Below are 25,758 nucleotides of genomic sequence, written 5' to 3'. Positions count from 1 at the left end.
GACTGCTTTTTTCAATTAAACGCAAGTATTCTTAAGCTTGCAACTCATCCAATTTCTTCATGTCTTCTTCAGAAATTTCAAAGTCAACTTTGGCATTGTCAGCAATGTATTCTTCATGAACGGATTTTGGCAATGGCAGAATGTCTTTTTGTAGCAAGTAACGAATTGAAAGTTGTGGAATAGATTTTCCATAGGTTTCAGCAATCGTCTTCACTGCATCGTTATCGAGTAAACGACCAGTAGCGATTGGTGAATAGCCTTCCACTAAAATTTCGTGCGCTTTGCAAAATGTCAATAGTTCTTCATTTGTGCGGCCAATATGGTAAATAAACTGGTTGACCATCGGTTTCACATCGCAATGATCAAAAATATTTTGCAAATCTTTTTGATCGAAGTTGGAAACACCAATCGATTTTACTTTTCCACTTAAGTAGGCTTCTTCTAATGCTTTCCAAACATCGATGTTTTCAAGATAAAAATCTTTGTTTTCTGGATTGTTTCCCATGATTTTCCAAGGACGAGGGGCATGGATCAAAATCAAATCGATATACCCTAAGTCAAGTTTTTTTAGAGAGGCATCAATGCTATCAACCGCTTCTTGGTAGGTCTTTAACTCAGCAGGTACTTTCGTGGTAACAAAAATTTCATCGCGGGCAACGCCTGAATCGCGCACAGCTTTCCCAACCGCTTCTTCGTTTTTGTAAGCTGCCGCTGTATCGACATGTCGATAACCATTTTGAATGGCAAATTTTGTTGCGTTGTAAGCATCTTCTGGAGAAGATTGCCAGGTTCCAAGGCCAATCTTAGGAATTGCCAGTTTGTTCTGCAAGGTAAATGTTTCTTGTGATATCACGTATCTCAACCTACTTTCATCGCTTTTTTTGTTACATCTTCCATTATAAAACGTTTTCTTGTTTGAAACAAATCAGACGCTGAAACTTTTGAGGGAAATTGACTTTCAAAAGGATCTTTGATACATTATCAGCAACCTAAACACAGAAAGATGTGGAAAAAATGGATTTTGTTAAAGAAGATTTTGCCTATTATCGGCGCTCTTTTGAATTGATGTATCGCAGTTATTTCCGTAGAAGAATGATTGCCCTTGGTGTGGCGATTTTGATTATCTTAGGTTATTTACTTTTGTTACAAGAAAGTTTGCTTTTAAATATCATTTTACTAGTTATATTGCTAGGCATAATGGCGTGGTTGGTTTCACTTTATCAGCGAGCGAGTGAGGTCGTACTTGCTTTCGAAGAAGAAAATCAGGTGCCGCAAATTCATCAACTGACAGAATTTGAGGATCATTATGCGTTCCAAATGAATGATGGAACAACGATGCGCGTGAAGAAAAACGGCAATCGCAACTTTCCTTCCAATAATAAGCAGTACACGTTGATGGCAGGCTATAAAAAAGTTTTCTTTGTGCAACAACCCTTGATGATTTTTTATTATGACCTCTTGGAGATGAAGTATGATGAAGCGTATCGTTTGAAACGAAACCGCCAAAACGGGTTCAATCGTTGGTCGCGTTATTTCAGTTTTCGCTCCTTTAAGGGATCGATTGGCAATGTCTTTCAATTCTTGCTGGGAAATATTTTCTTCTTATTTATTGCGTATCGGTTGATCCGCTATCTGATCGATATTTTGCTGCACATTTTATAACTGTTACCAAGGTGAAGATTCTCATCGTTTTCATAGACTGGTGAAAAAGATGATAGGACTTAATTTTTTTAAAAAGGTATACTTAAGTCAGATAAGACAAGCAATTGTCTTTCATGAATAAGAGTCCTGCTCTTGTTAAGTAAGCCGTCAACAACAGCTTATCTATTGTGGCGCTAACAGTTTGGGGGAAGTGTTAGTTCTTGTAACAAACAGATTTTTTTCTGGGCGGGATAAGAACAAAAGCGGTATTTTACCGTACTTAATAAGAGTAGTGCTCTTTATTTTTTCTATGAATATTTGAAGACATCACTTCTTGGAAGTGGTGTTTTTTCTTGCTTAAAAATAGTCCAAGTGATAGGAGAATTCTAAGAACTATGCTACAATGAGTGCCGGTGCTCTCAGCGGTGGGAGCAAAAAAGAAGGTAGAGGAGAATTACTTAGGAATGCCTGAAGGTCAAACAATAAACGATCCATCTACAAAAAGCGCGCAAAATATTTCTGCGTATATACATATACCTTTCTGTGAACATATCTGCTACTACTGTGACTTCAACAAAGTGTTTTTAGAAGGGCAGCCAGTGGATGAGTACATCGAAGCGTTACTAAAAGAAATTGAGCTGACCCTCTTGCGTCAGCCTCTCAATGAGGCGAAAACGATTTATATCGGCGGCGGGACGCCAACGTCGCTTTCGGCGAACCAACTGGATCGATTGCTGTCAGGTGTGCATGAATTGCTGCCAACACACACAACCAAAGAGTTTACAGTGGAAGCAAATCCTGGTGATTTGAGTGAAGAAAAAATGCTGGTTTTGAAAAATCATCAAGTCAATCGCTTGTCGATGGGGGTCCAGACCTTTGATAATCGCTTGCTTAAAAAAATTGGCCGCAAGCATACCGCTGAAGATGTTTATTCAACTATTCAGCTGCTGGAAAAACATGATTTTCAGAATGTGACGATCGATTTGATTTATGCACTTCCGGGACAAAGCATAGAAAGCTTCCGTGATACACTGACGCGAGCGATTGATCTCGGGTTGCCTCACTATGCGATGTATTCTTTGATTTTAGAAAACAAAACCATGTTTATGAACTGGGTTCGCCAAGGGAGAATGGCACTGCCTTCTCAAGAAGCTGAAACGCAGATGTTTGATGAGGCGATCGCCGCGATGACAAAAGCTGGATTGAACCAATATGAAATCAGTAATTTTGCACGACCAGGGTATGAGTCCTTACATAATCTAGTGTATTGGAACAATGAACATTATTTTGGCTTTGGGGCAGGCGCCAGCGGGTATCTTGGACAGACTCGCTACAAGAACAAAGGTCCAATCCAGCATTATTTGAAACCATTACAGGAAAATCAGTTGCCAATCCACGAAATCGAAGAATTGACAACCAGCAATCAAATGGAAGAGGAACTGTTTTTAGGCCTTCGTAAAAAGGTCGGCATTTCAAAAATACAGTTTGCAGAAAAATTCGGGAAGTCTTTTCAGGAAATCTATGGTTCAACGAGCGAACAGTTGATTCAAAAAGGCTGGTTGGCTAGTCAAGGTGACCGTGTCTTTTTAACGAAAGCTGGGATGTTTATTGGCAACGAAGTGTTTGAAGCATTTCTCTTGGATGGAGAAAAATAAGAAAGAACGAGTAAGAGAAGTAGCCATTTCGTGCTGCTTCTTTTTTTGATTTCTTTTTTAGCACTCTCTTAGAAAGAGTGCTAAAAAAGTGATGCAAATACTTGACATTCATAGCAAATATGGTATATTTATAATCGTGTTAGCACTTAATAGGAATGAGTGCTAACGGAGGAGTGGATAAAATGTTGACACCTAGACAACAAATGATTTTACACCTCATCATCCAAAATTATACGAATACTGGTCAGCCCACGGGCTCGAAGCGATTGATGGAAGATGGGGTTGAAGCTAGCTCTGCCACCATTCGTAATGAGATGAAGGCGCTGGAAGAAGCTGGACTTCTGTTAAAGACACATTCATCTTCAGGGCGTGTGCCGTCAATAAAAGGGTATCGCTATTACGTTGATCACTTATTGAAGCCATCGGAAGTTGACCAAAACGAAATTCAAACCATTCGTCATTCTTTTGGAAAAGATTTTCATGAAATCAATGAAATCATCCAGCAGTCTGCCACGATCTTGTCCAACTTGACTAGCTATACAGCGTTGTCTCTCGGGCCAGATATGAAGGAAAGGAAATTGACCGGTTTTCGAATCGTCCCATTGAATGCACGACAGATCATCGCGATCATCGTGACGGATAAAGGGAATGTCGAAAATCAAGTCTTTACTCTTCCTGAATCGATGAGCAGCGAAGATTTGGAAAAAATGGTAAGGATCATCAACGACAAATTGATCGGTGAGCCTCTAATGACGGTCTACCATCGTTTAAGAACAGAGATTCCTATGATTCTGCATAAGTATTTTCAAACGACTGACGGAATCGTTGATCTCTTTGATACGATGCTGAGCCACATTTTTGAAGAAAAAATCTTCGTCGGCGGGCGAATGAATCTTCTGGATTTTGAACCGACGCAAGATGTTAGTCAGTTCAAATCGATGTATTCATTTATGAAAAATGCAGATCAGCTGACACAGCTGCTGGCGCCAAGAGATTCTGCGATTCAAATCAGAATCGGCTCTGAGCTTGGCAATGACTTGTTACAAAATATGAGTTTGATCCAAGCTAGCTATGAAATCGAAGGTCATGGACAAGGAACGATCGCTTTATTAGGTCCATCAAGTATGCCGTATTCACGGATGTTTGGTTTGATGGAAGTTTTTCGAGGCGAGTTAGCAAAAAAATTGGCCGATTATTATCGCGCATTAGACGCTGCCAATGAATAAGCGGCAATGAAACAAATCGTAGAAGGGATGGTTGAAACGTGACGGAAAAAGAAGAGCGTTTAGATGAAGAATTAGATAAATCTGCTGAAGAAACCGCAGAAACAACTGAATCTTCAAATGAATCAACTGAAACTGAAGCACAGACTCCTCAACCAGAGGAAGAAGCAGTGGAAAAAAGCGAATTGGAACTTTTGCAAGAAAAGAATAATGAATTGGAAGATCAATTCCTGCGTGCTCGTGCAGAGATCGCAAATATCACTTCACGTAACCGCAACGAGCGGGAACTTTTACAAAAATACCGCTCGCAAGATCTTGGCAAAAAACTGTTGCCAGCAATCGACAATTTGGAACGAGCGATGGCAGCAGATGTCGATCAAGACCAAGCGGCGAATTTGAAAAAAGGCGTTGAAATGGTTCTTGAAAGTCTGCGTCAAGCCTTAAAAGAAGAGGGAATCGAAGAGATTCCTGCTGAAGGTGCAATGTTCGATCCGAACTTGCATCAAGCGGTGCAGACTGTACCTGCCTCTGATGAAACACCGGCAGACACAATCGTTTCTGTCTTGCAAAAAGGGTATAAATTGCATGATCGTGTCTTGCGTGCAAGCATGGTCATCGTTGCACAATAGTTCTTTCTATCTATAAGTAGATGTTTAAATTAAAAAAGGGAGTGTATTACTTATGAGTAAAATTATCGGTATCGACTTAGGAACAACAAACTCAGCTGTTGCTGTCCTTGAAGGCGGCGAAGCAAAAATCATTACGAATCCAGAAGGAAACCGTACCACACCTTCTGTTGTCTCATTCAAAAATGGTGAGATCCAAGTAGGGGAAGTTGCAAAACGCCAAGCAGTGACAAATCCTAATACGATTTCTTCTATTAAACGCCATATGGGTGAAGCTGGATACAAAGTAGAAGTTGAAGGCAAATCGTATACACCACAAGAAGTTTCCGCAATGGTTCTTCAATACATCAAAGGATTTGCTGAAGACTATTTAGGGGAAAAAGTTGAAAAAGCAGTCATCACTGTTCCTGCATACTTCAACGATGCACAACGTCAAGCAACCAAAGATGCTGGTAAAATTGCCGGTCTTGAAGTAGAACGGATCGTCAATGAACCAACTGCCGCAGCTTTAGCTTATGGGTTAGATAAAACAGATAAAGATGAAAAAATCTTGGTCTTTGACTTAGGTGGCGGTACTTTCGACGTATCGATCCTTGAATTAGGTGATGGCGTCTTTGACGTATTATCAACTGCTGGGGACAACAACCTAGGTGGGGATGACTTTGATAACAAAATCATCGATCACATGGTAGCAGAATTCAAAAAAGAAAACGGCATTGATCTTGGAAAAGACAAAATGGCTTTGCAACGTTTGAAAGATGCTGCTGAAAAAGCGAAAAAAGACTTGTCAGGTGTAACAAGTACACAAATCAGCTTACCGTTTATTACAGCTGGCGATGCTGGTCCATTGCACTTGGAAATGACCTTGACTCGTGCGAAATTTGATGAATTAACAGCAGACTTAGTAGAACGTACAAAAATTCCAGTACGTCAAGCTTTGAAAGATGCTGGTCTATCACAATCAGAAATCGACGAAGTGATCTTAGTTGGTGGTTCAACTCGTATTCCGGCAGTAGTTGATGCTGTACGTAAAGAAACCAATAAAGAACCAAACAAATCAGTAAACCCAGATGAAGTGGTAGCGATGGGGGCTGCGATCCAAGGTGGCGTGATCACTGGGGATGTGAAAGATGTTGTCTTACTAGATGTTACACCATTATCATTAGGTATCGAAACGATGGGTGCTGTCTTCACAAAACTGATCGATCGTAACACAACTATCCCTACAAGTAAATCACAAGTCTTCTCAACTGCAGCAGACAATCAACCAGCCGTTGATATCCATGTCTTGCAAGGGGAACGTCCAATGGCTGCTGATAACAAAACATTAGGAAGATTCCAATTGACGGATATTCCACCAGCACCTCGTGGCATCCCTCAAATCGAAGTAACATTTGATATCGATAAAAATGGGATCGTTAATGTTTCTGCAAAAGATTTAGGTACACAAAAAGAACAAAAAATCACGATCAAATCATCTTCAGGTTTATCAGATGAAGAAATCGAACGCATGGTAAAAGATGCTGAAGCAAACGCTGAAGCTGACAAACAACGTAAAGAAGAAGTTGATCTACGCAATGACGTCGATGCATTGTTGTTCACTGTTGATAAAACATTGAAAGAGCTTGAAGGCAAAGTGGATGCAGACGAAGTCAAAAAAGCGGAAGAAGCTCGTGATGAGTTGAAAGCTGCGGTTGAAGCAAACAACTTAGAAGAAATGAAAACGAAACGTGATGCTTTGAATGAAATCGTACAAAACTTAACCGTTAAATTATACGAACAAGCAGCACAACAACAAGCACAAGAAAATCCAGAAGCTGCACAAGGCGGCGCAGACGATGTGGTTGACGCCGACTTTGAAGAAGTAGACGGTGACGATAAATAATCGCTGTTTGTGAAAAAGCCAAAGTCACCGCTTTGGCTTTTTCTTATGAATTTGCGAAACGTATTTTTCTAGAGCGAATTATATGCTAAAATACGAGAGACGCAAGAATAGAGTGGAGGGAAGCCAATGGCAGACAAAAGAGATTATTATGAGGTCTTAGGTCTACAAAAAGGGGCTTCGGATGACGAAATCAAAAAAGCTTATCGTAAGCTTTCAAAACAATATCATCCAGACATCAATAAAGAACCTGATGCAGAAGCAAAGTTTAAAGAGATTTCTGAGGCCTATGAAATATTAAGTGATTCCCAAAAAAGAGCTGCTTATGACCAGTATGGTCATGCTGGTACCGATCCGAACTACGGAGGCGGTTATGGCGGTGGATTCGGCGGCTTTAACAGTGGCGGATTCTCCGGTGGCGGTTTTGGTGGATTTGAAGACATTTTCGAATCGTTTTTTGGTGGCGGAGGCGGCAGAGCAGCCAATCCTAATGCACCTCGACAAGGAGCAGACTTGCAATATGCGGTTGATCTTTCCTTTGAAGAAGCGATTTTCGGAGTGGAAAAAACTGTTCAATACAATCGTGAAGAAACCTGTCATACCTGCGGCGGGAACGGGGCAAAACCAGGTACTTCACCAGAAACCTGTCATAAATGTCATGGTGCAGGTACTATCAATGTTGAACGTCAAACACCGCTTGGTCGTGTAATGAGCCGTCAAACCTGTGATGTTTGTCATGGAACTGGGAAAGAAATCAAAGAACCATGTACAACCTGTCATGGTACTGGCCATGAAAAGAAAAAACATAATGTAAAAGTCAACGTGCCTGCAGGTGTCGAAGATGGACAACAAATGCGTTTATCTGGCCAAGGGGAAGCTGGAACCAATGGTGGTCCTTATGGGGACCTATACGTTGTTTTCCGTGTGGAAGAAAGTGATATTTTTGATCGTGACGGTTCAGAGATTTATTACGAGTTGCCGTTGAATTTTGTCCAAGCAGCTTTAGGAGATGAGGTCAATGTGCCAACCGTTCACGGGAATGTGAAGTTAAAAATCCCAGCTGGGACCCAAACAGGTACGAACTTCCGCTTACGCGGTAAAGGAGCACCTCGCTTACGGGGAGGCGGCAATGGCGATCAACAAGTCAAAGTGAAGCTGATCACACCTAAGAACTTAAATGAGGAACAAAAAGAAGCATTGCGGGCTTATGCAAAAGCTAGTGGTCATGAAACCACCGAACAACAACCAGAAGGGTTTTTTGATAAAATGAAAGATGCTTTTGGTGGGAAAAAGAAATAACAAGTAAATAATCCAATTCATGCCCTTATAAAACCATCAGTTTTATAAGGGCATGAGTGTTTGTATGGCTATAAATGTGCAGTATGTGCGAGAATCGAATCTTCTTGGCCATCTTTTTTTCTTTTCCTTTGAAATCGCTTGCTTAGTGTGTCACAATAAAAGTAGACCAATTGAAGGAGGAGATACAATGGAAAGAATATTTGCGAGTCCGTCACGATACGTTCAAGGAAAAGGAGTATTGAAGGATGGTTTATCTCACATTAAAGATCTAGGAAAGAAAGTGCTGCTTTTGACCGATGAAACAGTTTGGAAAATTGCCGGGGAAGATTTATTTGAAAATCTCAAAGCGGCTGATTTAGGTCCGGTAAAAGAAATTTTTGGTGGAGAAGCTTCTGCAAATGAAATCGATCGTATCGTCTCTAAAGCCAAAAGCGAATCCATTGAAGTAATTGCTGCATTAGGTGGCGGGAAAGCCATCGATACTGGGAAAGCTGTTGCGGATGAATTAAACATACCGATTGCTGTTTTGCCAACGATCGCTTCTACTGATGCACCAACTTCGGCACTTTCTGTTATTTATACAGATGAAGGTCGCTTTGAAAAATATCGTTTTTACAACAAAAACCCTGAACTTGTCTTAGTGGATACAGCCGTTATTGCGAAAGCGCCTGCCAAATTACTTGCAGCGGGTATTGCGGATGCACTAGCAACCTATGTCGAAGCACGCGCCGTTGCCCGAAGCCATAGTAAGAATATGGTGGGTGGTATTCAACCAATTGCCGGCATGGCAATCGCTGAAAAATGCGAAGAGATTCTTTTTGAGAATGCACTGAAAGCCTATCAAGCAAATAAAAAACAAGTCGTTACCGAAGCTTTTGAACAAATCGTGGAAGCCAACACTCTGTTAAGTGGTTTAGGCTTTGAAAGTGCTGGTTTGGCAGCAGCTCATGCGATCCATAATGGCTTGACAGCCCTTGAAGGAGACGTCCATGATTTGACTCATGGGGAGAAAGTTGCTTACGGGACACTTACACAATTGATGCTGGAAAACGCGGATCCTGATGAAATTGACCAATATATTGAGTTGTATCAGGCGTTGGAATTACCAACGACATTAGCTGAAATGCATCTTTCTGATGTTAGCGATGCAGAGCTTATGAAAGTCGGTAAACAAGCAACCATCGAAGGGGAGACGATTCACAATATGCCGTTCACGGTATCCGCAGAAGATGTTGTAGCCGCGATCAAAGCCGTGGATGCCTATGTGACTGCTTATTATCCTCTTTAATGTTATTTTATAATCGTTCATTGATCGATACTTGTTGATTAAAAAAATATTTGACAAAAAAAAAGAGTCGTGCTATTTTGATAACAAGCAAATTAAAGGAGGGAACAAGACATGACGAACTTCAACACACAAACTACCTGTTGTTGTTGTATGGTGCAAAAAGCAGCATACCCATTTGTCATGCCTATTATTAGTTCCTTTGTCGCAGCAGATCGCTGATTTTTTAGTGATTCGCTTCTATCCGGATAAGACGACATTTTTTTGGGGTACTGATGTAATAGTCAGTACCCCTTTTTGTTTGCTTTTTTTTACCGCTTTCAATGGCGACGGCTGATGATTGCAAGCCAAAATAGGTATATGAAGCTTACAAGTTTTGCCTAAAAATCTGAATAAGGAGTCAAACGATGATCGTTAAAAATGTAAAAGAATTGATAGGGCATACCCCGCTCTTTGAATTTGATGCCGCAGCTTTAGGCGGAAAAAAGGGAAGTAAAATCTATGCGAAACTTGAATATTTAAATCCTGGTGGCAGCATTAAGGACCGCTTAGGAAAGTACTTGATCGATGAGGCATTTCGTGAGCGTACAATCAATCATGAGACAACAGTAATTGAACCGACAGCCGGAAATACCGGGATTGGCTTAGCTATTGCCGGGATCGAGCATGGACTAAAAATGATTTTTGTTATTCCAGAGAAATTCAGCATTGAAAAGCAGCAATTGATTGAGGCATTAGGCGCAACTATCGTTCATACACCAACGGAAGCTGGCATTCAAGGGGCAATCGAAAAAGCAAAGGAATTAGCAAAAGGACAGCCGAATAGTTTTATGCCATTGCAGTTTCATAATCAGAACAATCCTGCAGCCTATCAAGCAACATTGGGGCCTGAGATCTATCAGGAATTACATGGAAAAATTGACAGCTTTGTTGCAGGCGCTGGCAGTGGTGGTACTTTTGCGGGTGTCGCGACGTACTTAAAGAAGCAAAAATCAAGCACTCGTCTTGCTGTTGTTGAACCGGAAGGATCAATCTTGAACGGCGGTCCTGCCCATGGCCACGAGATTGAAGGGATCGGTGTTGAGTTCATTCCACAATTTTTTGACGATTTGCTTATTGATAACATTTATACGATAAGTGATGCCGAAGGCTTTGCCTTTACTCGTTACTTGGCAAGAAACTATGGTCTGCTTGTTGGAAGTTCAAGTGGAGCCGTGATGGCAGCAGCAGTAAAAGAAAGCCTCGAATTACCAACCGGAAGCTCGATCGCCACAGTCTTTCCCGATGGTGGCGACCGCTATCTATCAAAAAAGATTTATGCTGGCCAATCAGCAATCACACCATTCATAGGAGGAACAAACAATGCATTTTAATACAAAAGTAATTCACGGCGGTATCAGCGAAGACGAACTCACCGGTGCAGTCAGTGTGCCAATCTACCAAACATCTACCTATCGGCAAAATGCTCTTGGTCAGCCAAAGCAATATGAATACAGTCGTTCAGGCAACCCAACTCGTTTTGCCTTAGAAGAATTGATTGCGGATCTTGAAGAAGGCGCTCAAGGGTTTGCTTTTGCCTCTGGATTAGCAGCCACCCATGCGATCTTCACGCTTTTTCAGACAGGAGATCATGTCATTTTAGGAGATGACGTTTATGGTGGGACATTTCGTTTGCTTCATCAAGTATTAGAAAAAAGCGGGTTGACTTATTCACTTGTCAAAACCGATGATTTAGTTGCTATTGAAACAGCAATTCTTCCGGAGACCAAAGCGATTTTTCTGGAAACACCGACGAATCCGCTGTTAAAAATCACGGATATCAAATCGGTTGCGAGACTAGCTGCCCAGCACGATCTCTTGACGATCGTGGATAATACCTTTGCGACGCCATATTTTCAAAAGCCGCTACAATTAGGCGCAGATATTGTGATTCACAGTGCTACCAAGTATCTCGGTGGACACAGTGATGTAGTAGCTGGATTAGCGGTTGCCAAAGAGCCGCTAATCGCCGAAAGAATTGCCTTTTTACAAAACGCTATTGGCGGTGTATTGGGGCCTCATGATAGCTGGTTGATCCAACGAAGCATCAAAACACTTGCTTTGCGGATGAAAGCACATCAAAACAATGCGATGAAAATTGCCCACTACTTACAAGCACATCAAGCTGTTGCAAAGGTCTATTATCCAGGATTGATTGACCATGAAGGTCATGAGATCGCCAAATCACAGATGTCTGGGTATAGCGGTATGATATCTTTTGAACTAAACGATGAATCGAAAACAGCAGAATTTGTTGAATCATTAAAGATTTTTACTTTAGCAGAAAGCTTAGGTGGCGTGGAAAGCTTGGTAGAAGTGCCAGCCGTGATGACCCATGCCTCGATCCCTAAAGAAATCCGCCAGCAATCAGGGATCAAAGATGGCCTGATTCGGTTGTCGGTTGGCATCGAAGACAGTGAGGATCTTCTGGCGGATTTAGAACAAGCGTTTGAAAAGGCAGGTAGCTAGTGATGGGCAGAGAGTTTATTCCAATTTTTTCTGACTGGGCAGCTGAGTACGATGAAACAGTTGCAGGTAAGGATGAAGAATATCGAGCGGTTTTTTTCAAATATGAACAGTTACTAGCTGAAATTGCTGAAAAGGCAGGGCGGTCTGTGGTAGAATTTGGTAGTGGAACTGGAAATCTAACACAAGCTCTACTTACTCAAGGAAAAAACGTGCTGGCAATCGAGCCATCGCCAGAGATGCGGCGGATCGCCAAGTCAAAACCCAGTCTTTCTAAAGTGACTTTTGTAGATGGTGATATGGAGGTTTTTCCTGAAATCACGGATGTAATCGATACGATCGTTTCTACCTATGTTTTTCATCATCTTACGGAGGACGAAAAACAACGGGCAATCGGCAAATATGCGGCGATGCTGCCAAAAGGCGGGAAAGTGCTTTTCGGGGATACGATGTTTCTTTCCCTAGCCCGAAAAATGGAGCTAATCGATGAAGCGCGGCAAGCTGGACACCAGCGACTAGCCGCTGATCTGCAACGGGAGTACTATCCAGTTACTGCGGATATCGAACGATATTTTCGCCAACATGGGTTTACCAGTCGTTTTAAGCAAATCAATGAGTATGTTTGGCTTGTGGAAGCACAAAAAGAGTAGGAGAGAAGTACAATGAAAATGAATGTTGAAAGCTTTAATTTGGATCATACGAAAGTCAAAGCACCTTATGTACGGGTTGCCGATAAAAAACAAGGAACAAATGATACCATCATCAAATATGATGTTCGTTTGAAGCAGCCGAACCAAGCACATATGGATATGGCAAGTCTGCATTCTTTAGAACATTTGACGGCAGAGTTGATTCGTAATCATGCAGATTATATCGTGGATTGGTCACCCATGGGATGCCAAACCGGCTTCTATCTGACTGTCTTGAATCATGACGATTATGAAGAGATTTTGACAGTCCTAGAAAAAACCATGAAGGATGTTTTGCAAGCAACTGAAGTACCTGCCAGCAATGAAGTGCAATGCGGTTGGGCGGCGAACCATACCTTAGAAGGTGCGCAAAAATTAGCGCAAGAATTTCTTGATGAACGTGACAATTGGTCGACCGTTTTTGCCTAAACAAAATAGAAGTAGAAAAAAGGTGCCTGCGTTTGTATTCGCGGACGCTTTTTTTGTTAATCCCGCAAAGAGAGGGGGATTAACTATTTTTCGTTTATGGTTCTACCGCTTGGACGGTGATGCCGACTCCATTCGGATTGTAGGTATGACTAATGTAAAACTCAAATCCTTCATGAACAAAGAAAAGTCTCCGAATGGCGCTAACGTCCCTGATGTGAGCATCTAAACCATACTGTACGATCAATGTCTCTTTGATCTCCTCAACATCAGCCTCTTTCTCGAATTGTGAGAAATCAATACCGAAAAATTCTGGGACATCAACCAATGTGATTTTCGCTAATCTTTCATTACCAGAATCATCAAAGTCAAAATCAAAGCTGATTTTGGACAGTTTGTCCCGTGAACCTAAAGGCACTCTTTTTGTCTCGAGAGCGCTGCTATCAACCATCATTGATAACAAATCAATGGCTGAATCAGGTAAGCGAGTGGTTACTTTTCTTACTTCATCAACCATTGCTCCTTGATCGGGAGAAAAAACTTTTCTAGTCTCTTCTGTGACGATCACATTTTCGCGGCGCCGCTTTCGGTTGATGGCACTGCGCTCTTGGTTTACCCGATCACTACGTTTGATGAGATCGAGGCCAAGATCGCTGATGGACTCAGGGGAAGCTCTTTCTTCCAGTAAAGCAGTTAAGTAATCGATCTCTAAAAACTGCTCGTAGGCAGCTGCCGGCTGGTTTTCGCTGTAGAAGAGGGCAGCACCAAGCAAAAAACAACTGATACCCAAAGAAAGCAAAAGGCTTCTTCTGCTATGCTCCCGGATTTTTTTTCTAAGTCGACTCAGTTTCATTTGATCCTTCAACTCCCAAATTTTTTAGATGACTTCTGATAAAAGTGGTGATTGAATTTCATCATGCGTTTTACCAATATCAGTCACGTGAGATCGCTTAATGGATTACTCAATTTCTGATTCAGAAAACTGATCATGCCAGGCCACATCAGAAACGGTTCGGGTAGTAAGAGTGACAATGATTGCTTCACCATCGGAATTGATCCAGGCATTGGATTCCACACCTACGACTGCTAGTCGCCAAGAGGGAAGGCCACCCATGGTTTCAAGAACTTGATCGCAAGACATTCCTATTTGCAGTTGATGGAGCAAGTCTTTGTTGACTGTTCGATTCCACCGTCGCGGCAGCCCGATCTGCAATTGTTCACAATACGAAAATTGAGGGGCAGCTGTTTCGGTACTGCTCTGAGCTTGTGCAACGTCATCAGGAGAATGAGTTGTTTCTGATGCATGGTTCTCAGTTCTGGAAGAAGAAGCTCTGGTTTCTGAATCAGTTGACAAAGATTGAGAAGACGACGTTGCTTCTGGTGAAAAACTACTATTGGTGTTGTCATCCATGATTTCGTCAATCAAGGTACAGCCAGTGAGAAAGAGGGAGAGTATCACTAGTGGGAAAAATAAAATGATGGTTTTCATAAGATAGGTTCCTCCAAAATGATTTTCTTGGCCTTCCTTTGTTATTTTAATGTTGGTTTTTTATTAGTAAAACCCCGTCATTTGCTATAAAATAAAAAAGAAAAACGTTTGTATACCTATTTTGGTTTGGAGGAAGTGTTGTTTAATAAGTGTAACATGTTGCTTCTGATCTGGCTGCTTGATTTCAAATGTCCTTTCATGGTTTTAGTAAAATTAGTATCTGCAGCTTACGATGGTGAAAAGGAAATGTTATAATAGATTTAACTACTCAATAAAAATTTGCTATTTTAAAGGTGAACCCTGTTTACTCTTACCAGGTCAACAGGAACCAGCATACCGTTTGCTAAGAATTTATGTAAGGATTCATAACAAGGAGAGGAGGGAATGAAGATGAGCATCTTAAAGCAGTGGCAAGCAAAACGTCAAGCGAAAAAAGAAGCAAAAAAACAAGCGTTACGTTTAAAAAATGCGCAACTTCGTGCAGCAGGGAAAGAGCCATTGAAGGGTTGGGGAAAGATGGTTGATACTGGCGTCGGAGGGGCGAACAAAGCCAACCCTATCGATACAAAAGTATTTTTAGGTGAAAATCAAAAGCGGATTTCAGAAGAAACCAAACGAAAAAATCAATAAAAAAAAGACCTCTGCAAAAGTCCGAGAAAAGAGCTGTTGCAGAGGATTTTTTTAGATATTCAATACTTTGTCTAAGAAATCTTTCGTACGATCGTGCTTAGGGTTGGAAAAGATTTGCTCAGGTGTACCGTCTTCCAAGAAATTACCGCCATCAATAAACATCACACGGTTTGCTACTTCTTTGGCAAAGCCCATCTCATGAGTAACGATTACCATGGTCATTCCTTGTTTTGCCAAATCCTTCATAACATTGAGTACATCCCCAACCATTTCGGGATCGAGTGCGGAGGTTGGTTCATCGAACAGCATCACATCGGGATTCATGGCTAAGGCTCTAGCAATCGCCACCCGTTGTTTTTGTCCTCCAGATAGATTGTCAGGGTACATGTCTTTTTTATCAGCCAGACCTACCGTCTCTAATAAACGAATCGCGTTTTGTTCCGCTTCTTGCCGAGAAGCATTTTTTAGATCCATCGGGGCTAGAATGATGTTTTCTAAAACTGACAAGTGAGGGAAGAGATTGAAATGCTGAAACACCATGCCGATATGTTGACGAACAGCATTGATATTGGTGTTTTTATCCATCAGATGTGCGCCGTCAACGATAATATCGCCGCTGGTTGGTTCTTCTAAGCGGTTCAAACAGCGTAAGAACGTCGATTTCCCAGATCCTGAAGGACCGATCACACAAACGACTTCTCCTTCAGCGATTGAAACATTGATATTGTTCAATACGGTATTGTCGCCGTATTTTTTTACAAGATTTTCAACTAAGATTTTTTCTTTCATGCTATTTCACCTTCTTTTCTAAAACTTTTGCAAGTTTCGTTAAAGCTGTGATCACGACTAAGTAAATAATCGCGATGATCAAGTAGACATAGGTACTTTGTGTGGTTCGTGCAACGATGATTTTCCCAGTTTGCAATAATTCCACGACTCCGATAACCGAGATGATCGTTGTATCTTTCAACGAGATAACGAATTGGTTAACGAAAGATGGAATCATGATTTTGATCGCTTGCGGTAAAATGATTTTCTGCATTGTCCGAGTGTAGGTCATCCCCAAACTACGAGAGGCTTCCATCTGACCTTTTGGCACCGCGTTGATCCCACCACGGACGATCTCAGCGATGTAGGCACTGGCATTTAAGGTCAATGTAATGACCCCAGCAGCAAAGTCCGGAATCGTGATACCAATCGCATCGGAGAGGCCGAAGAAGATGAAGAAAGCCAATACCATCATAGGAATACCACGAATGATGTCAACATAGATCCCTGCTAAAACCCGCAATGCTTTGATTGGAGCAACACTAAATAGTCCAAAAATGATTCCGATCACTAATGCTAAGGCAAAAGAAATCAATGCTAGTAAAAGGGTATTCCATAATCCTTTTAATAAGACGTTATAGTTGTTGCTGATCAAACCAGTGATCGTTGATTCATCCACTCGTTTTTCTGTGGCAGATCCATCTTCAATGTATTTATTGATGATTTGATCGTACTCTCCAGTCCGTTTCATTTCTTTCAATGCTTCATTGAACATTTGGATCAGTTCAGGATTTTGGCCTTTTTTCACCGCAAAACCGTACTGACCACCAGATTCTTTTTCAATCGGTGTCACTAGTTTTTGACCTTGGCTGATGGCATAACCAATCACTGGATAATCATCCATCATGGCATCAATTTGTCCGCCGTTAACAGCCGCATATAATTGATCGGCAGCATCATAATATTTGATCGAATAGCCATATTTCTCTTCGTTGGCGATCAAGAAGTCTGCACTTTCTGTCCCAACTTTTGCACCGACGGTTTTTCCATCGAGATCTTCATAGGATTTGATGGAATCATTGCCTTCTTTTACAGCGATCTGAATGCCGCTTTCAAAGTAAGAGTCAGAGAAGTCGTAGGATTGACGACGCTCATCAGTGATCGTCATCCCAGCGATCATCCCATCTGCTTGGTTACCATCTAACGCTTGTAAAGCTCCGGAAAAGCCGATGAAATTGAATTCGATATTGAACCCTTGCAATTCTGCCGCCCGGTTCATTAAATCAACATCGATCCCTACATACTCATTGTCTTCATTTTGGAATTCAAATGGAGCGAAGGCTGAGTCACTGGCAATTCGGTAAACATCTTTCTTTGGTTCGACTTTCACCATTTCACTAGTGCCTGCATCTGTATCAGACGTTGTGATGTAAGTATTGACGATTTCGTCGTATTTGCCGGAAGCTTTCATATTGGCTAAACCAGCGTTGAATTTTTCAAGGAGTTCTTGATTTTGGCCTTTTCTGACGGCAAATCCGTAAGAAGCGCCTTTTTCAGGTTCGCCGACAAGCTTCATTGGTTCGCCATTGTTGATAGCATAGCCAAGCACTGGATAATCATCAAAAGCGGCTGCCACAGTACCATTGCGTACAGCGCCATATAGTCCAGTAGCGTCATCATATAATTTGATGTTGTAGCCATATTGGTCTTTATTGCTTTCTAGAAAGCGGGCACTTTCGGTACCAACCTTTGCACCGACCGTTTCGCCTTCAAGATCCTCGTAGCTAGTAATACTGTCATTGTCAGCAGCTACCGCCATTTGAATCCCACTATCGAAATAAGGATCTGAGAAATCAAAGGTTTCTTTACGTTCCTCTGTGATACTCATCCCAGCGATCATGCCATCTAACTGATTTGATTGCACGCCTTGAATGGAGGCGTCAAAACCTAAAGGACGTAAATCAACTGCAAAACCTTGATCTTCTGCGATCGCATTTAATAAATCTATATCGATCCCAACGTATTCATTATTTTCATTTTGGAATTCGAAAGGAGCAAATGTTAAATCTGTTCCTATCTTATACGTAGTTTCCTCCGCACTTGCTGACTTTACTGAGAGCGTAAAAATGCTGATAATCAGCGCGATTAAAGCGAAGGACATGTGTTTTCTTTTCAAGAAAATTCCCCCTTTAGATATAACGTATTTATAGATTATATGGATTTTTTCTTCAACACACAAGTCTTTCTCTTTAAAAATATGACAAAATCGTTTAAACCTCACATTAGATGTTAGAAAATCAAACATGTTAAGTTATGCTTAATCGCATGAAACTTTCATAGCAAATGATGGCGAAAGTATGTTCGCTATGATATACTTATTTATGGAAAAGCGGCAGCGAGTTTTTCTTTTTTTGTTGTCGTTTAGAATAATCGAGGGGGAATGAAGATGATCGAAAGAACAACTTCCCATGAATTTGACTTAGTATCAAAATATCAACCAGCTGGGGATCAACCAGAAGCGATCCATCAATTGGTTGACGGGGTGGTCGGTGGAAAAAAAGCACAGATTTTGTTGGGAGCCACTGGGACCGGTAAGACTTATACGATTTCTAATCTAATCAAGGAAGTCAATAAACCGACATTGATCATTGCCCATAATAAAACATTGGCTGGACAATTATATGGCGAGTTTAAGGATTTCTTTCCAAATAATGCAGTCGAGTATTTTGTCAGTTACTATGATTACTATCAACCAGAAGCGTATGTTCCTTCCAGTGATACATACATCGAAAAAGACTCCAGTGTCAACGATGAAATCGATAAGCTCCGTCACTCGGCGACAAGTTCTTTATTAGAGAGAAACGATGTGATTGTTGTAGCTTCTGTCTCTTGTATTTTCGGTTTGGGTTCGCCGATCGAGTATGCAAGACAAGTTGTTTCTTTACGAGTAGGGATGGAAAAGTCTCGGGATCAACTATTAAAAGAATTGATCGAGATCCAATTTGAACGAAACGACATCGATTTTCAACGGGGGCGTTTTCGCGTGCGCGGCGATGTTGTGGAGATTTTCCCAGCTTCTCGTGATGAGCGAGCGTTGCGCATTGAGTTTTTTGGCGATGAAATCGATCGGATTCGTGAAGTTGATGCCTTGACGGGCGAGATCATGAGTGACACCGAACATGTGTCGATCTTTCCGGCAACCCACTTTGTGACCAATGAAGACCATATGGAACATGCGATCGCTTCAATCCAAAGTGAACTCGATGAACGACTGAAAGTTTTGCGAGCAGAAAATAAGCTGCTGGAAGCACAGCGTTTAGAGCAGCGAACCAACTATGATATTGAGATGATGCGAGAAATGGGGTATACCTCAGGAATCGAAAACTACTCTCGCCACATGGATGGACGAAAAGAAGGCGAACCGCCTTATACGTTATTGGATTTCTTCCCAGATGATTTTCTATTAGTAATCGACGAATCACACGTAACGATGCCCCAAGTTCGTGGGATGTATAATGGTGACCGTGCTAGAAAACAAATGTTAGTGGATTATGGCTTCCGTTTGCCTTCTGCACTGGACAACCGTCCGTTACGCTTGGAAGAATTTGAGAAACATGTCAATCAAATCGTCTATGTGTCAGCAACACCTGGCCCCTATGAATACGATCAAACCGATACCGTCGTTCAACAAATCATTCGACCAACTGGTCTGTTAGATCCGGTGATCGAAGTACGACCGATCATGGGTCAAATTGACGACCTCGTGGGAGAAATCAATGAGCGCGTCGAGCGAAATGAACGGGTCTTTGTGACGACCTTGACGAAAAAAATGTCTGAAGATTTGACGGATTACTTCAAAGAATTAGGGATCAAAGTCAAATACTTGCACAGTGACATCAAAACATTGGAACGAACAGAGATCATTCGAGACCTGCGCCTCGGTGAATTTGATGTACTGGTCGGAATCAACTTACTGCGAGAAGGGTTAGACGTGCCGGAAGTTTCTCTGGTTGCGATTCTTGATGCCGATAAGGAAGGCTTCCTGCGCAGCGAACGCTCATTAGTCCAAACCATTGGACGGGCAGCTCGAAACTCTGAAGGAAAAGTAATCATGTACGCTGATAAAATGACTGATTCGATGCAGCGAGCGATCGATGAAACGGCGCGACGCCGAAGTATCCAAGAAGCCTACAACGAAGAACATGGGATCGTACCGAAAACCATTATTAAAGAAATTCGCGATCTGATCGCGATCACAAAAGTGGCAGAAGAGACCGGTGAATACACCACGACATCTTATGAAGAACTGAGTCGTGAGGAAAAAGCAACCTTGTTGTTGAAGCTAGAAAAAGAGATGAAAGATGCTGCGAAAGCATTGGATTTTGAAACGGCTGCTACCTTAAGAGATACTATTCTTGAGCTAAAAGCTGCTGATTAGAAGGAGAAACACTATGGCAAATGATAAAATCGTGATCCATGGGGCACGGGCCCATAATTTAAAAAATATCGATGTGACGATTCCCAGAGACCAACTCGTTGTTGTTACTGGTCTTTCGGGTTCAGGGAAAAGTTCCTTAGCTTTTGATACGTTGTATGCCGAAGGACAACGCCGATATGTAGAAAGTCTATCGGCGTATGCCCGTCAGTTTTTAGGTCAAATGGATAAACCAGACGTAGATAGCATTGATGGACTTAGTCCAGCGATTTCTATCGATCAAAAAACCACCAGCAAGAACCCGCGATCAACAGTAGGGACGGTTACTGAAATCAATGATTATCTGCGGCTTCTTTACGCTAGAATCGGTCACCCGATTTGTCCAAATGATCACATCGAGATCACTAGTCAGTCGGTTGAGCAGATGGTGGATGAAGTTTTGGCATTACCAGAACGCACCAAGATCCAATTGTTGGCACCGATCGTTTACCAAAAGAAAGGGCAGCACAAAAAAGTCTTCGAACGTATCCAAAGAGAAGGCTATGTAAGGATGCGCGTAGACGGTGAAGTCTATGATGTTTCTGAAGCGCCTGAATTAGAAAAAAATAAAAAGCACGATATTGCCATCATCATCGACCGGATTGTTGTGAAGGAAGGCATACGTTCACGCCTGTTTGATTCTTTTGAAGCGGCATTACGGTTAGCGGACGGCTATGCGGTAGTCGATGTGATCGGCCAAAAAGAAATGCTCTTCAGTGAACATTATTCTTGTCCTTATTGCGGTTTTACGGTTGGAGAATTAGAACCACGCCTCTTTTCATTCAACGCGCCTTTTGGTGCTTGTCCAGACTGTGATGGTCTTGGCGTGAAGCTAGAAGTCGATGTCGACTTAGTGATTCCCGATCAAAGCAAAACGTTGCGTGAAGGCGCACTATTGCCATGGAATCCAATCAGTTCACAATATTATCCGCAAATGCTGGAACAAGCCTGTCAAGAATTCAATATCGATATGGACACACCATTTGAAGAATTGCCAGAAGAACACAGAGATATTATCTTGAATGGTTCGAATGGGGAGATGTTCCATTTCCATTATGAGAATGATTTTGGTGGGGTGCGTGATGTTGAGGTCGCTTTTGAAGGGATCTTACCAAATATCAAACGCCGTTATCATGAAACCAACTCTGATTTTACCCGTGATCAAATGCGTTTGTACATGACAGAGTTGACTTGTAAAACCTGTCATGGCTATCGCTTGAACCCTCAAGCGCTGTGCGTGCAAGTCAATGGGAAGCATATTGGTGAAATGAGTGAGATGGCGATCAACAATGCCTTGAACTTTGTCGAAGAATTGAAACTAACGGAACAAGAGCAAATGATTGCACGTCCGATCGTGAAAGAAGTCGATGATCGTTTAAGCTTCTTAAAAAATGTCGGATTGGACTATTTGACCTTGAGTCGTGCGTCAGGCACACTCTCTGGTGGGGAAGCGCAACGAATTCGCTTGGCAACACAAATCGGCTCCAATCTGTCTGGGGTGCTTTACATTCTTGATGAGCCATCGATCGGTCTTCACCAACGAGACAATGATCGCTTGCTAGATTCATTGCGGAAAATGCGTGATCTCGGGAATACCCTGATTGTCGTTGAGCATGACGAAGACACGATGCGGGCAGCAGACTACTTGATCGATGTCGGTCCGGGTGCAGGACATGCAGGTGGCGAGATCGTCGCTGCAGGCACTCCCGATGAAGTCGCTGCCAATGAGTCTTCTTTAACAGGTCAATACTTATCTGGAAAACGAGAAATCCCAACACCGACGGAACGCCGCAAAGGCAATGGTGAAAAGATTCGTGTGACCGGTGCCTCCGAGAATAACTTGAAAAACATTTCGGTCGATTTTCCATTAGGAAAGTTCGTCGCAGTTACAGGGGTCTCTGGCTCTGGTAAATCAACATTAGTCAATGAAATTTTGAAAAAAGCCTTGGCGCAAAAAATCAATCGGAATTCGAACAAACCTGGCCGCTTTAAAACCATTACTGGTTATGAAGCTATTGAGAAATTGATCGATATCGATCAGAGCCCGATTGGTCGGACACCTCGAAGCAATCCGGCAACATATACCAGTGTCTTTGATGACATTCGTGATTTATTTGCTAAAACCAATGAGGCGAAAGTCCGTGGTTATAAAAAAGGACGCTTTAGTTTTAATGTAAAAGGTGGACGCTGTGAAGCATGTAAAGGGGACGGAATCATCAAGATCGAGATGCACTTCTTACCTGATGTCTACGTACCTTGTGAGGTTTGTCATGGCAAACGTTATAACTCAGAAACGTTAGAAGTTCATTACAAAGGAAAAAACATTTCGGAAATCTTAGATATGACCGTGGAAGATGCAGTGGAATTTTTCCAACATATTCCCAAAATCCATCGAAAATTGCAAACGATCGTCGATGTCGGTTTAGGTTATGTCACTATGGGACAACCAGCGACTACTTTGTCTGGTGGGGAAGCGCAACGGATGAAGCTTGCCAGTGAACTGCACAAAAATTCCAATGGCAAGAGTTTTTATATCTTAGATGAACCGACGACTGGTCTGCATACGGATGATATTGCCCGTTTGTTGAAAGTTTTGGAACGATTTGTCGACGCTGGCAACACCGTTTTAGTGATCGAACACAACTTGGATGTCATCAAATCAGCGGACCATGTGATTGACCTAGGTCCAGAAGGTGGCGAAGGCGGTGGCACGATCATTGCAACTGGTACACCAGAAGAAATTGCTGCGGTTTCAGACAGCTACACCGGTCATTATTTGAAAAAAGTCCTTTAAGCAGATGAAAAAGCACTCACTTTTTCACTTGTCTGTCAATAGGTTTCGCTAAAGTTTAAGGAAGCGTGAAATATCTGCAAATTTCATGATAAGGGCTTGAAATCAAAATTTTATTTGTTAGAATAGCAATAGGTATACGTATATTCGCATTGAATAAACTGCCTATAAGTTCTATCCGTTCAAAGTGGGAGAAAGCAATCAAAGATAGATACTTTGATTGCTTTTTTCTTTGTGGTATTATAATGCTATTGTAATTAAACGAAACGAGAGAGGTCGTTTTTCGTATTCAAAAGAGAGAGTGATTTTTGATGAGTCAGGAAAATTTTCTTCCCATATTATTAGGAAGCGATATGAATGTTTATGGTATGGCCAGAGCGTTCCACGAAGCATATGGTATTCAATCAGTTGCCTATGCAGGCGCCGAACTTGCGCCAACCCGCTTTAGTAAAATTGTAAAAATCAATCAAGTGGAAGGTTTTGACCATGATCCCGGATTCACTGAAACGTTGATCAAGTTAGGAAAAAATACTTACAACGATCCTGCGATGAAATATTTGTTGATTCCTTGCGGCGATGGTTATGCGGAACTGTTAGCGAAGCATAAAGAAGAATTGAAGCCCTATTATACCTTTATCGCTAACGATTATTCTTTACTAAAACGGTTGATCAACAAAGTAAGCTTTTACGAAGTCTGCGAGGAATATGGCTTGCCTTATCCTAAGACCTTCATTTTAACGCCTGAACTGTTGACGGAAGGAACGTTCAAAGGAGAGCTGCCTTTTGATTTTCCTGTGGCTTTGAAACCAGCAAATAGTGTCGCGTGGCTGTCAGTTGATTTTGAAGGACGCAAAAAAGCCTTTATTATTGATAATCGAACAGAATTTGAAGAAATCGTTTCTCGCATTTATCAAGCGGGTTATCAATATGAAATGATCGTCCAAGATTTTATTCCTGGCGACGACAGCAACATGCGGGTTTTAAATGCCTATGTTGATGAGAATCACGAAGTTCGTGTGATGGGCTTAGGTCATCCTTTACTAGAAGACCCAACCCCTGGCGCTGTTGGGAATTATGTCGTGATCATTCCAGATGAAAATGATCAAATCTATCAAATGATTCGTAAGTTTTTAAAAGAGATCGAGTATGTTGGATTTGCCAATTTTGACTTGAAATATGATGCGCGCGACGGGCAATATAAATTATTTGAAATCAACTTGCGTCAAGGAAGAAGCAGTTTCTTTATTACCTTAAGCGGATTGAATTTGGCAAAGTTTATCACTGAAGATTTAGTCTTCGAAAAACCTTACACAGAAACGGTTTATGGCAAAGCTGACGCGCCGGAGGCGAAATTATGGCTAGGTGTACCAAAAAACATCTTCTTGACTTACGCAAAAGAAAATCCTGCGAAAGAACGAGCAAAAAAATTATTAGCAGACAATCGCTGGGGAACGACCGTCTTTTATAAAGAAGACTTATCGCTGAAGCGTTGGATTCTATTAAAGAGAATGTTCCATCTATACAACAAACGATTCAAAACGTATTTCCATACGAAAGAAGGCTAGAAGATGGAGAATTTTTTTAGTATTTTAGGTGGCATGGGAACGTTAGCGACGGAAAGTTTTGTCCGTATTTTAAACCGACGGACACAGACCCATAAAGACCAAGATTACTTGAACTATGTTTTATTCAATCATGCCACAGTCCCAGATCGGACGGCATATATTTTAGACAACACGTTAGAAAACCCTGTTCCATATTTAATGGACGACATCGAAAAACAAAATTTGTTAAAGCCTAATTTTATTGTGTTGACTTGTAACACAGCGCATTATTTTTTTGATGAGTTGCAAGCTGCTACTGAGATCGAGATTTTGCATATGCCTCGTGAGGCAGCGAAAGTCGTTTTAGAAAAAGGCGTCACTGGGAAAGTGGCCTTTCTAGGGACAGAAGGCAGTGTCAAAGCCGGCATCTATGAGAAAGAATTGCGCCAGTTGGGACTTGACGTCTATCTTCCAGAGCCGACGATCCAAAAAAAGGTCAATACATTGATCTATGATCGAATCAAAGAAAATGATCATTTGGATCAAGAACTTTACTTTGAGATACTGGAAGAAGTCACCGAACGTATCGGCTGTGAAAGCGTAGTGCTTGGATGTACCGAGTTGTCCTTGATGGATGAATTTGTGACTGATAATCCGTATCCAGTCGTCGATGCCCAATCGATTTTAGTTGATCGGACGATCGAAAAAGCATTGGCAAATCGCCAAGCAATCTAAAGCTGATAGCGACGTTAGCGGCATTTTTTGAGCTAACGTCTTTTTTTATGCCGGTGTTCCAATGATACGCCCGGCATGATATAATAGAGTTGTTTC

21 protein-coding genes are annotated in these 25,758 nt (G+C 41.7%); 16 read left to right on the top strand and 5 right to left on the bottom strand.

Annotation, left to right across the window (positions count from 1 at the left end; genetic code table 11):
- Nucleotides 1-31 precede the first annotated feature (31 nt).
- Complete coding sequence (locus IGI94_RS08885; RefSeq protein WP_438899640.1) at nt 32-853, bottom strand: aldo/keto reductase; 822 nt, start codon at nt 851-853, stop codon at nt 32-34.
- Nucleotides 854-1,014: 161 nt separating this feature from the next.
- Between IGI94_RS08885 and IGI94_RS08880 the strand changes: the two genes are divergently transcribed.
- From IGI94_RS08880 to IGI94_RS08830, 11 genes are all read left to right on the top strand, one after another.
- Nucleotides 1,015-1,662: a hypothetical protein gene (locus IGI94_RS08880; protein ID WP_005235640.1), complete on the top strand. Its 648-nt coding sequence runs from the start codon at nt 1,015-1,017 to the stop codon at nt 1,660-1,662.
- Nucleotides 1,663-2,105: 443 nt separating this feature from the next.
- Nucleotides 2,106-3,296 carry a radical SAM family heme chaperone HemW gene (gene hemW, locus IGI94_RS08875; RefSeq protein WP_008378119.1) on the top strand — a complete coding sequence of 397 codons (1,191 nt, stop codon included), beginning with the start codon at nt 2,106-2,108 and terminating at the stop codon, nt 3,294-3,296.
- A gap of 182 nt (nt 3,297-3,478) precedes the next feature.
- Complete coding sequence (hrcA, locus tag IGI94_RS08870) at nt 3,479-4,522, top strand: heat-inducible transcriptional repressor HrcA (RefSeq protein ID WP_005225934.1); 1,044 nt, start codon at nt 3,479-3,481, stop codon at nt 4,520-4,522.
- A gap of 38 nt (nt 4,523-4,560) precedes the next feature.
- A complete protein-coding gene (grpE, locus tag IGI94_RS08865) occupies nt 4,561-5,148 on the top strand; it encodes a nucleotide exchange factor GrpE (RefSeq protein WP_438899639.1) in 588 nt (195 codons plus the stop codon).
- A gap of 52 nt (nt 5,149-5,200) precedes the next feature.
- Nucleotides 5,201-7,030 (top strand): molecular chaperone DnaK, encoded by a 1,830-nt coding sequence (gene dnaK / locus IGI94_RS08860; protein ID WP_005235649.1) that lies wholly within the window; start codon nt 5,201-5,203, stop codon nt 7,028-7,030.
- A gap of 126 nt (nt 7,031-7,156) precedes the next feature.
- Nucleotides 7,157-8,326, top strand: coding sequence for a molecular chaperone DnaJ (gene dnaJ, locus IGI94_RS08855; RefSeq protein WP_005235650.1), 1,170 nt, complete (start codon nt 7,157-7,159; stop codon nt 8,324-8,326).
- Between the two features lie 187 nt (nt 8,327-8,513).
- Nucleotides 8,514-9,614, top strand: a complete 1,101-nt coding sequence (locus tag IGI94_RS08850) for a glycerol dehydrogenase (RefSeq protein WP_008382170.1) — start codon at nt 8,514-8,516, stop codon at nt 9,612-9,614.
- A gap of 404 nt (nt 9,615-10,018) precedes the next feature.
- A complete protein-coding gene (locus tag IGI94_RS08845) occupies nt 10,019-10,984 on the top strand; it encodes a PLP-dependent cysteine synthase family protein (RefSeq protein ID WP_005235659.1) in 966 nt (321 codons plus the stop codon).
- Nucleotides 10,974-12,119 carry a cystathionine gamma-synthase gene (locus tag IGI94_RS08840; RefSeq protein ID WP_086299385.1) on the top strand — a complete coding sequence of 382 codons (1,146 nt, stop codon included), beginning with the start codon at nt 10,974-10,976 and terminating at the stop codon, nt 12,117-12,119. The genes IGI94_RS08845 and IGI94_RS08840 overlap by 11 nt, the downstream gene beginning before the upstream one ends.
- Nucleotides 12,120-12,121: 2 nt before the next feature.
- Nucleotides 12,122-12,766: a class I SAM-dependent methyltransferase gene (locus IGI94_RS08835; protein ID WP_005235661.1), complete on the top strand. Its 645-nt coding sequence runs from the start codon at nt 12,122-12,124 to the stop codon at nt 12,764-12,766.
- 12 nt (nt 12,767-12,778) lie between these two features.
- A complete protein-coding gene (locus tag IGI94_RS08830) occupies nt 12,779-13,234 on the top strand; it encodes an S-ribosylhomocysteine lyase (protein WP_008382180.1) in 456 nt (151 codons plus the stop codon).
- A gap of 94 nt (nt 13,235-13,328) precedes the next feature.
- Here the strand turns inward: IGI94_RS08830 and IGI94_RS08825 are convergent, their stop codons facing one another.
- Both IGI94_RS08825 and IGI94_RS08820 read right to left on the bottom strand, forming a co-directional pair.
- Nucleotides 13,329-14,084 carry a Tat pathway signal sequence domain protein gene (locus IGI94_RS08825; RefSeq protein WP_101699072.1) on the bottom strand — a complete coding sequence of 252 codons (756 nt, stop codon included), beginning with the start codon at nt 14,082-14,084 and terminating at the stop codon, nt 13,329-13,331.
- A gap of 105 nt (nt 14,085-14,189) precedes the next feature.
- A complete protein-coding gene (locus IGI94_RS08820) occupies nt 14,190-14,720 on the bottom strand; it encodes a hypothetical protein (protein ID WP_438899638.1) in 531 nt (176 codons plus the stop codon).
- A 390-nt stretch (nt 14,721-15,110) separates the two neighbouring features.
- Here IGI94_RS08820 and IGI94_RS08815 point away from each other — a divergent pair, with 390 nt between their 5' ends.
- A complete protein-coding gene (locus IGI94_RS08815) occupies nt 15,111-15,350 on the top strand; it encodes a hypothetical protein (protein WP_034878529.1) in 240 nt (79 codons plus the stop codon).
- 51 nt (nt 15,351-15,401) lie between these two features.
- Here the strand turns inward: IGI94_RS08815 and IGI94_RS08810 are convergent, their stop codons facing one another.
- Both IGI94_RS08810 and IGI94_RS08805 read right to left on the bottom strand, forming a co-directional pair.
- Nucleotides 15,402-16,139: an amino acid ABC transporter ATP-binding protein gene (locus IGI94_RS08810; protein ID WP_005235668.1), complete on the bottom strand. Its 738-nt coding sequence runs from the start codon at nt 16,137-16,139 to the stop codon at nt 15,402-15,404.
- Nucleotide 16,140: 1 nt separating this feature from the next.
- Nucleotides 16,141-18,294 (bottom strand): amino acid ABC transporter substrate-binding protein/permease, encoded by a 2,154-nt coding sequence (locus tag IGI94_RS08805; RefSeq protein ID WP_438899637.1) that lies wholly within the window; start codon nt 18,292-18,294, stop codon nt 16,141-16,143.
- A gap of 270 nt (nt 18,295-18,564) precedes the next feature.
- Here IGI94_RS08805 and uvrB point away from each other — a divergent pair, with 270 nt between their 5' ends.
- The 4 genes from uvrB (at nt 18,565) to IGI94_RS08785 (ending at nt 25,662) form a co-directional block, all read left to right on the top strand.
- On the top strand, nt 18,565-20,556 hold the full coding sequence (gene uvrB / locus IGI94_RS08800) for an excinuclease ABC subunit UvrB (protein ID WP_008382187.1): 1,992 nt from the start codon (nt 18,565-18,567) through the stop codon (nt 20,554-20,556).
- Nucleotides 20,557-20,569: 13 nt separating this feature from the next.
- Complete coding sequence (gene uvrA / locus IGI94_RS08795) at nt 20,570-23,386, top strand: excinuclease ABC subunit UvrA (RefSeq protein ID WP_086299388.1); 2,817 nt, start codon at nt 20,570-20,572, stop codon at nt 23,384-23,386.
- Nucleotides 23,387-23,694: 308 nt separating this feature from the next.
- Nucleotides 23,695-24,948, top strand: a complete 1,254-nt coding sequence (locus tag IGI94_RS08790) for a carboxylate--amine ligase (protein WP_035007337.1) — start codon at nt 23,695-23,697, stop codon at nt 24,946-24,948.
- 3 nt (nt 24,949-24,951) lie between these two features.
- Nucleotides 24,952-25,662 (top strand): amino acid racemase, encoded by a 711-nt coding sequence (locus tag IGI94_RS08785; RefSeq protein WP_008382191.1) that lies wholly within the window; start codon nt 24,952-24,954, stop codon nt 25,660-25,662.
- Nucleotides 25,663-25,758: the final 96 nt, after the last annotated feature.

This window comes from Enterococcus sp. AZ149 (genome assembly GCF_051714285.1).
Taxonomy (GTDB): Bacteria; Bacillota; Bacilli; order Lactobacillales; family Enterococcaceae; genus Enterococcus_D; species Enterococcus_D entomosocium.
This window is presented reverse-complemented; position numbering and strand designations above follow the sequence as displayed.

Bases quoted from the DNA above. Each gene is read 5' to 3' on its own strand.
- IGI94_RS08815 (WP_034878529.1), top strand. From the start codon at position 15,111: ATGAGCATCTTAAAGCAGTGGCAAGCAAAACGTCAAGCGAAAAAAGAA.
- IGI94_RS08840 (WP_086299385.1), top strand. From the start codon at position 10,974: ATGCATTTTAATACAAAAGTAATTCACGGCGGTATCAGCGAAGACGAA.
- IGI94_RS08785 (WP_008382191.1), top strand. From the start codon at position 24,952: ATGGAGAATTTTTTTAGTATTTTAGGTGGCATGGGAACGTTAGCGACG.
- IGI94_RS08845 (WP_005235659.1), top strand. From the start codon at position 10,019: ATGATCGTTAAAAATGTAAAAGAATTGATAGGGCATACCCCGCTCTTT.
- IGI94_RS08850 (WP_008382170.1), top strand. From the start codon at position 8,514: ATGGAAAGAATATTTGCGAGTCCGTCACGATACGTTCAAGGAAAAGGA.
- IGI94_RS08810 (WP_005235668.1), bottom strand. From the start codon at position 16,139: ATGAAAGAAAAAATCTTAGTTGAAAATCTTGTAAAAAAATACGGCGAC.
- IGI94_RS08825 (WP_101699072.1), bottom strand. From the start codon at position 14,084: ATGAAACTGAGTCGACTTAGAAAAAAAATCCGGGAGCATAGCAGAAGA.
- uvrA (WP_086299388.1), top strand. From the start codon at position 20,570: ATGGCAAATGATAAAATCGTGATCCATGGGGCACGGGCCCATAATTTA.
- IGI94_RS08790 (WP_035007337.1), top strand. From the start codon at position 23,695: ATGAGTCAGGAAAATTTTCTTCCCATATTATTAGGAAGCGATATGAAT.
- IGI94_RS08880 (WP_005235640.1), top strand. From the start codon at position 1,015: ATGGATTTTGTTAAAGAAGATTTTGCCTATTATCGGCGCTCTTTTGAA.
- IGI94_RS08830 (WP_008382180.1), top strand. From the start codon at position 12,779: ATGAAAATGAATGTTGAAAGCTTTAATTTGGATCATACGAAAGTCAAA.
- dnaJ (WP_005235650.1), top strand. From the start codon at position 7,157: ATGGCAGACAAAAGAGATTATTATGAGGTCTTAGGTCTACAAAAAGGG.
- hemW (WP_008378119.1), top strand. From the start codon at position 2,106: ATGCCTGAAGGTCAAACAATAAACGATCCATCTACAAAAAGCGCGCAA.
- IGI94_RS08835 (WP_005235661.1), top strand. From the start codon at position 12,122: ATGGGCAGAGAGTTTATTCCAATTTTTTCTGACTGGGCAGCTGAGTAC.
- uvrB (WP_008382187.1), top strand. From the start codon at position 18,565: ATGATCGAAAGAACAACTTCCCATGAATTTGACTTAGTATCAAAATAT.
- hrcA (WP_005225934.1), top strand. From the start codon at position 3,479: ATGTTGACACCTAGACAACAAATGATTTTACACCTCATCATCCAAAAT.
- IGI94_RS08820 (WP_438899638.1), bottom strand. From the start codon at position 14,720: ATGAAAACCATCATTTTATTTTTCCCACTAGTGATACTCTCCCTCTTT.
- dnaK (WP_005235649.1), top strand. From the start codon at position 5,201: ATGAGTAAAATTATCGGTATCGACTTAGGAACAACAAACTCAGCTGTT.